Annotated in this window: 6 protein-coding genes and 1 riboswitch; of the genes, 4 read left to right on the forward strand and 2 right to left on the reverse strand. The window is 44.1% G+C overall.

The features are described 5' to 3' along the window. The first annotated feature begins 267 nt into the window (after nucleotides 1-267). From VN379_RS15560 to VN379_RS15575, 4 genes are all read left to right on the forward strand, one after another. Nucleotides 268-1284: a hypothetical protein gene (locus VN379_RS15560; RefSeq protein ID WP_325535459.1), complete on the forward strand. Its 1017-nt coding sequence runs from the start codon at nucleotides 268-270 to the stop codon at nucleotides 1282-1284. Between the two features lie 727 nt (nucleotides 1285-2011). Then, complete coding sequence (locus VN379_RS15565; RefSeq protein WP_325535461.1) at nucleotides 2012-2617, forward strand: DUF2231 domain-containing protein; 606 nt, start codon at nucleotides 2012-2014, stop codon at nucleotides 2615-2617. 374 nt (nucleotides 2618-2991) lie between these two features. Further along, nucleotides 2992-3117: riboswitch (cyclic di-AMP (ydaO/yuaA leader) on the forward strand. A 58-nt stretch (nucleotides 3118-3175) separates the two neighbouring features. Beyond that, nucleotides 3176-3811: a C40 family peptidase gene (locus VN379_RS15570; protein WP_325535469.1), complete on the forward strand. Its 636-nt coding sequence runs from the start codon at nucleotides 3176-3178 to the stop codon at nucleotides 3809-3811. Nucleotides 3812-4071: 260 nt separating this feature from the next. Further along, nucleotides 4072-4524 (forward strand): hypothetical protein, encoded by a 453-nt coding sequence (locus tag VN379_RS15575; RefSeq protein WP_325535463.1) that lies wholly within the window; start codon nucleotides 4072-4074, stop codon nucleotides 4522-4524. Nucleotides 4525-4742: 218 nt separating this feature from the next. On the opposite strand, the gene VN379_RS15580 is transcribed toward VN379_RS15575, so the two are convergent. Both VN379_RS15580 and VN379_RS15585 read right to left on the reverse strand, forming a co-directional pair. Beyond that, a complete protein-coding gene (locus VN379_RS15580) occupies nucleotides 4743-5294 on the reverse strand; it encodes a hypothetical protein (protein ID WP_325535465.1) in 552 nt (183 codons plus the stop codon). Between the two features lie 250 nt (nucleotides 5295-5544). Continuing rightward, the gene (locus VN379_RS15585) at nucleotides 5545-6090 is read right to left on the reverse strand and encodes a hypothetical protein (protein WP_325535467.1); all 546 of its coding nucleotides are present in this window, start codon (nucleotides 6088-6090) and stop codon (nucleotides 5545-5547) included. Nucleotides 6091-6212 lie beyond the last annotated feature (122 nt).

Consider the following 6212-nt stretch of genomic DNA (forward strand, 5'->3'; position numbering starts at 1 on the left):
AGTTATTCATAATAAATTGTTAATATAAAAATAGGTTTCACCGAATCGTAGGCTAGCACTATGAATTGCAATCAATGATTGCTGGGCTTATAAATAGTGATGCGCATTCATGAGTTAATAATACTGTTAGGCTGGGAAGGAGGTGCAATCTTAGGTTGCCTAACGGCGCGAAACTCTTGATGACAAGCTGTATAGCGGATAAGGAAATATAAGACACTTATCCCCCACTATAGCTTGTAATACAAACTAAAAACCTAGGAGGAAAACATGGCTAAAAAAATAATTTATTTAGCTCTGGCGGCGATGTTTGCTCTATCCGCAGGAACGGCGATGGCGATGCCTCTTGATTTCACTGGCGATTTTCGTTTACAAGGCCGTGTCTATGACGATACTACCAGTGGAAACGGAGCGGTCACAGACAAAAGATCTTTTTTTCAATTTCGAGCCCGTTTGATGTTCAATGGCCAGTTAGATAAGGATACTGCTTTCTTCGGGCGGATCAGCAGCCGTAACAATGTTGGTTCTCCCGCCATGTCGGCAAATGATTCCACCAAGACCACTGAGTTTGACTGGTATGGCATCAAAGGTAAGCTGGATGACTGGAATTACAGCCTCGGTCGTCAAGCTGTAACTCTCGGTCAAGGGTCCATCTTAGGGACTGGTGCCGATGCCTCAGGTGTTACCAACCATTTTGATGGTGTCAAACTTACAAAGAAACTCGGTGACTACAACGTCAATGTAATCGGTGGAAAAACTACGAATGTTTTAACCTACATTCCCGATTCTGACGCAGCGCAATGGTATGGACTTGACGTCAGCAAACAACTGAGCAAGAAGGTTCAAGCAGGTCTTGCTTTTGCATCTGCCAAACAGGATAATGCTGCTACTGATTCCCGTAAATACTTTGCTGTGAATACCACTATTCAGGCTACGCCCAATATCGGCTTTAGCGGCGAGTACACCCGCTCAAATGCGGATATTAATAATACAGCCTACTTTGTGGCTAGTACATATAGCTGGGACAAAAATAGCTTTACCGTACAATACAACAATGTGGAATACAACGGCGTTGACAAGGTTGCAGGCAGCATCAGTCCCTATGCCTATTCGTACAGCACCAACAACCTTTGGACCGGTGATTCCAAATACTCCGGCTTTACCTACGCCTATAACCGTACCATCAGGGACAATCTATCCTTCCATGCTGTCTATATGAACTTAAAAGCGGATGGACGGACAGGCGCTGATAAAAATTTCGCCTCCGGTTTAGTTTGGAGCTTCTAATAAATAATTTTAGGCGAATAGTCGGGGGGAGCTGCCCACACCGGGATCTTCAGGAATTATCCCATAGCATGCATACAGAATGCGAAATACTCGTCCAATGTTCTGGCTATTCAATTGCTTTTGGCCGGAAACTCCCTAAGCGACAAGAGGTTACCGTCGTATGTTAACGATAAACCGGACAAAATCTTGCTGAGATTTCGTCCGGTTTATTTCGGTACTACTACACATTGATGCGGAAGTTACTTTGCATAGAAATATACAGGCTTTCTAATTTTGCCAGCAAAACTACTCTCAGCAGCAGAAGTTTAAATCCCCACAAACCCAATTTTAGTTGCAGAATAAGGAGTCTTTTTAATTGATAGGGATTGCTGCCTGGGACATCGATGCCGGCATCTTCCCGAAAAAACGCCCCGTTATCGGCGTGACTTAGTTTATCAAATATTGTACGGTCAAAGTCCCATAGGGATGCAAAATAGTTTAAGCCCATGCAGAAATCAAAAAGCAGTAAAGCCGAAAAGAAAGGATAAGGGAGAGATTGGTGGTAAAAATTTCTTGAGTATTCATAAGATATTCATATTTATCGTGTATAATATCAGACGTCCACATATATTTCGGGGTTGGACTCCCATTTAATAAAGGGGTGGTATATAGGGTAAGTGAAGCTGATGATTGAATTTTAGTTATCACGTGAAAGCAGTTCTATATATAACAATATAAGGAGTGTAACATGCAAAATCTTCATCCCGCCCTTATACACTTTCCCATTGCGCTACTGCTTATTGGCTTTCTTTTTGACATACTGAGTACGGTTTTAAAAAGGAATTCGCTGCGGTCAGCTGGCTGGTGGTGTCTTCTAGTTGGAGGAGTTTCATTAGCTGCCGCTATTGGTTCCGGCGTTTATGCGGAAAGCACCGCCGGCCATAACGATGCTTCCCATGTCATTATGGAAAGGCATAAACAAATAGAGTATGTTGCCACCGCTTTGTTTGGACTATTGTTAGTTTGGCGGAGTTTGCGAAAAACCATGTTGCCCCAGTCGATGGTTCAGTTGGCAGTGTACTATGCTATCGGCGTGTTCGCCATTGGCACCATGGCCTATGGGGCGCACCTTGGCGGACGCCTGGTTTATGAGTATGGCGTCGGGGTAGCGGCTGTTTCCCAAGGGGAAAGTGGGGGCCATGAGCATAACCACGGAGAGGGTTCCGACCATCACCGCTCAGTCACCCCTGAGCCAGGTACCAGCACTGTTCCCAAAGCTGTCCCAGCCAGCCCTAAGCCGGCGCGCCCCGGTGAAACCCATACACATAGTGATGGATCAGCGCATACGCATTAAAGTTTCTATAATAAGTAGTTTTCACAATAATCCGTTGTAACTGAAGGTAGGATCATTCGTTAACTAGCATGTTCACGAAAAAATTCACTACTTTTTCATCTTCTTTTCATTAGATATTCTTAATGATTTGCTATACTAAACATATCCTCAGTATTTTTGTGTGACTCGCAGCTATAGCAGAGTGCGCAGTCGCAAACACAGCCTGACGCTTTTTATTCGTCAGGTTTTTTTCTTTCCAGGTCTGCCTTATTCGGCACAACCAAGCCCATACCATAATCTTTTGTAAGGTGAAACGATGCGGCGTGTAAAATATCTGTCGAATTTAGGCGAATTTGGTTATAATTGCACTATAGGAAGGAGGTGACACTGGACAAGTAACTAATACGTCGAATCCTGAACAGGTACGGAGGACCCTTTAATTTGGGGTGAAGCGCTACAACGCGGGGCTGAGTCTGGCCCTAACCCGGCAGCTAACTCCGAAGGCGACGAGAGGCGGTTCGAGATTTGATTAAAGGTTCATGGAAAACAGCAGCAAAAAAAGCATTATTGGTTGTACTTATGAGTGGGCTACTGATGAGTAGTGCAGAAGCAGCTGCCCTCCGGATGGGGGACAGCGGTGATGATGTGGTTCTTTTGCAAGAGAGGCTGCAAAGCTTTGGATATAGCGTCGGCGGTGCCGATGGTGTCTTTGGTAGTCAAACCGAAGCGGCGGTCAGGGCCATCCAGGCTGACCGGGGCTTGGAAGTCGATGGTATCGTTGGTGAAGATACCTGGAGTGTTCTCAGGCTGCCCGGTACGCCGGTAAGCCGGGGGCGGGGTGACAGCATCGTCGTTAGCCGCATTTTGGCGACAGCAAAACGGCAACAAGGGGTGCCTTATCTATGGGGTGGCATCACCCCCAACGGGTTTGATTGTTCGGGTTTTACCCAGTATGTATTTGGTCTAAACGGCATTTCCCTGCCCAGGACGGCCGATGTTCAGTTTGATGTAGGGTTGTCGGTCACAACAAATCAGCTGCAACCAGGCGACTTGGTGTTTTTCAGCACATATGAGCCTGGTCCTTCACATAATGGTATTTACCTTGGCGATAGCAAGTTTATTAGCGCATCGTCCAGCCGTGGTGTGGCCATTGACCGTTTGGACAGTTCGTACTGGGGCCCGCGGTATATTGGTGCCCGGCGGGTTTTGCGGTAGCTGTTTTGATATTTCAGTAGAATGCCCCAAGCTTTCATTCGAAAGTTTGGGGCATTTCTATTGGAAAGGTCCGGCTGAGTAAGAAGAGGAGCATAAACAAGTGAGTGAAATTGCCTGTTAGCAAATTTACCGAAAAGCAAAATTCAAAAATAATTAATTTGGGAATCCTTATACTAAAACCATGGGGATATCCCTACTACTGGTTTTTGAGGGAAACGTAAATTAGGCCATAGTGAAAAAGAGGGTAGAGGGTGGTAAGTATGCAGAACAAGTTTGTGAGGGGTTACTTGGCAGGGGCAATCGCTGGAGTAGTAATGGCTGCACTAAATCTGATATCCTATACACTCGGTATCGCCAAGGTTAGATATCTCGATATAGCAGCAATAGTGGTATGGGGTGACTTTCCGGAATCTATGCGGGAAGAAATTTTCGCTCAAGTACTTCAAATAGGGGTTGCAGGCTTGCTGGGTATTGTATTTGTGTATTTGCTCCCAAAATTAGAAAACAGTTATCCATTATTTTCAGGCTCCACCTATGGGGCGGCAGTCTGGGTTATAATCCACACACTAGGTACAATTTTTCATATACCCATGTTAGAACACGCTACGCCGGAATCAAATTTATCACACCTTTTCACCGCAATGACGTTTGGTCTAGTTCTCACTGTGGTCCTTGCTCGGTTAGAGTGCTATGCCGAGAGCTGTAAACACTAGAATCCGCTCAAGCTTCTCTTTGGCACTTATTTGCATTGACGGCCGAGGAGCTGTCGAGCCCTCACTTATGTTAGGCACCCTTGTTGTACTGTTGTTACGTGGAATGATACTTGAATGCCCCAAGCTTTCCTTGCAAAAGCTTGGGGCATTCATTCTTTGGAACCGTTTAAGGAATAATTCTAAAGCAACGGCCAGTTGGAGTTGCCTGTGAGTTCCGGTTAGTTGCCATGATGCGTGGAGTGCATGTTTTGAGGCATAGAGTTTTGCAAAGAGATACGATTTTGATCTTTGGTAAACTTGCGTCCGCCGGCGAAAACTTCTTTCCATTCATTTACCATTTTTTCAGAAACTTTCCAAGTAAGTGTATTCTTGTTGTAGAAGGAGACGCGAAGCGAGACTTTTTTTGCATTTTGTATACTGGCAATTTGTGCGGGCGTGAATTCAAAAATGCCAAGGTCGCTAGTACGATCCCTATATGTATCAACTAGCTTCAAATCAGAAACTACGCCGTCGATAACTAATGTTGTTTTGTCAGAAAACAAATAATACGTCGGGTTATCGAACGAGGGATCGGCTATGCTAAGTGTAATGGTTGGTAAAGATTTTTCTTTTGTATATTGTACTTTTATAGAATCCCAAGGACCGCTTAAGTATGTTTGGCTAATATAGGTAGTTGTATCGTCTTTATTAACCTTAGTACTGACAGCGGCATCAGCGGAGAGTGAAAACAATAATGATGCGGTAACTAAAATCCCTGCTACTTTTTTCATGTGTAAATCCTCCTAGATATGGTTGTTAGGAATATCGTCTTCCTGTGCTTAATTATAGCCGCATCGTATGAATTTATAATGAATAACCTGTGAATAAATTACGCTTTTTCTTCGGGTGTTACTGATAACTCTGCTGTGCCATAGCCTCATGTATGTACAGGAATGTTGCCTAACGGGGTTTTATAGCCGGTTTTAGTTTTATAATAGGAATACCCCAGCTTTCCCTTGCAAAAACGAGGGGATTTCCTGTTTAAGGCTGATTACCTGTGATAGATGAGTGATTATCTATGCTAATGGGAGTCTTTTGCAAAGAAACCTGACTTTGTCTTTTGGATAAGACTTCTTTCCACTCATTAAACACTTTTTCTGAAACCTTCCAAGTCATCGTATTGCTGTTGCGGAAAGACACTTGTAGTGAGACATTTTTGGCGTTTAGGATGCTGGCTATTTGCTCTGGGGTAAATTCGTAGCGACCAAGGCTACTGGTTTGTGTTCTGTAGCCTGTAGGATTCCGGTATGTATCAGTTAATTTCAAATCAGAAGCCACTCCGTCAGTAATCAGTTGCGTCTTGTCAGCAAACAAATAATCCCTGGAGTCGGTTCGGGTCAGCGTAAGAGTGGGCAAGGCTTTTTCATTTGTATATTGTATTTCCACCGAATTCCACGGACCGGTATTGGTTACTTGGCTAACGTAGGTAGTAGCACTGGAAGGATTAGCCTTTGTGATGATGAAAGCGTCAGCGGAAAGCGGCAATAAGAGAAAGGTAGAAACTAGAACCCCTGCAATCTTTTTCATTTGGCAACCTCCTTAAGGTGATGTTACGAAGTCTCTTCATAGGGTAATTATAACGAAACAACATGAAGTTATCATGAATAACCTGTGAAGAAATTGTGTTTTTTTGGAGTACATCATAACAC

It is taken from the genome of Sporomusa sp., from assembly GCF_035561255.1.
GTDB lineage: Bacteria > Bacillota > Negativicutes > Sporomusales > Sporomusaceae > Sporomusa.

Coding starts and splice junctions, on each gene's coding strand:
- VN379_RS15575 (WP_325535463.1), top strand. CDS start 4,072: ATGCAGAACAAGTTTGTGAGGGGTTACTTGGCAGGGGCAATCGCTGGA.
- VN379_RS15570 (WP_325535469.1), top strand. CDS start 3,176: ATGAGTGGGCTACTGATGAGTAGTGCAGAAGCAGCTGCCCTCCGGATG.
- VN379_RS15565 (WP_325535461.1), top strand. CDS start 2,012: ATGCAAAATCTTCATCCCGCCCTTATACACTTTCCCATTGCGCTACTG.
- VN379_RS15585 (WP_325535467.1), bottom strand. CDS start 6,090: ATGAAAAAGATTGCAGGGGTTCTAGTTTCTACCTTTCTCTTATTGCCG.
- VN379_RS15580 (WP_325535465.1), bottom strand. CDS start 5,294: ATGAAAAAAGTAGCAGGGATTTTAGTTACCGCATCATTATTGTTTTCA.
- VN379_RS15560 (WP_325535459.1), top strand. CDS start 268: ATGGCTAAAAAAATAATTTATTTAGCTCTGGCGGCGATGTTTGCTCTA.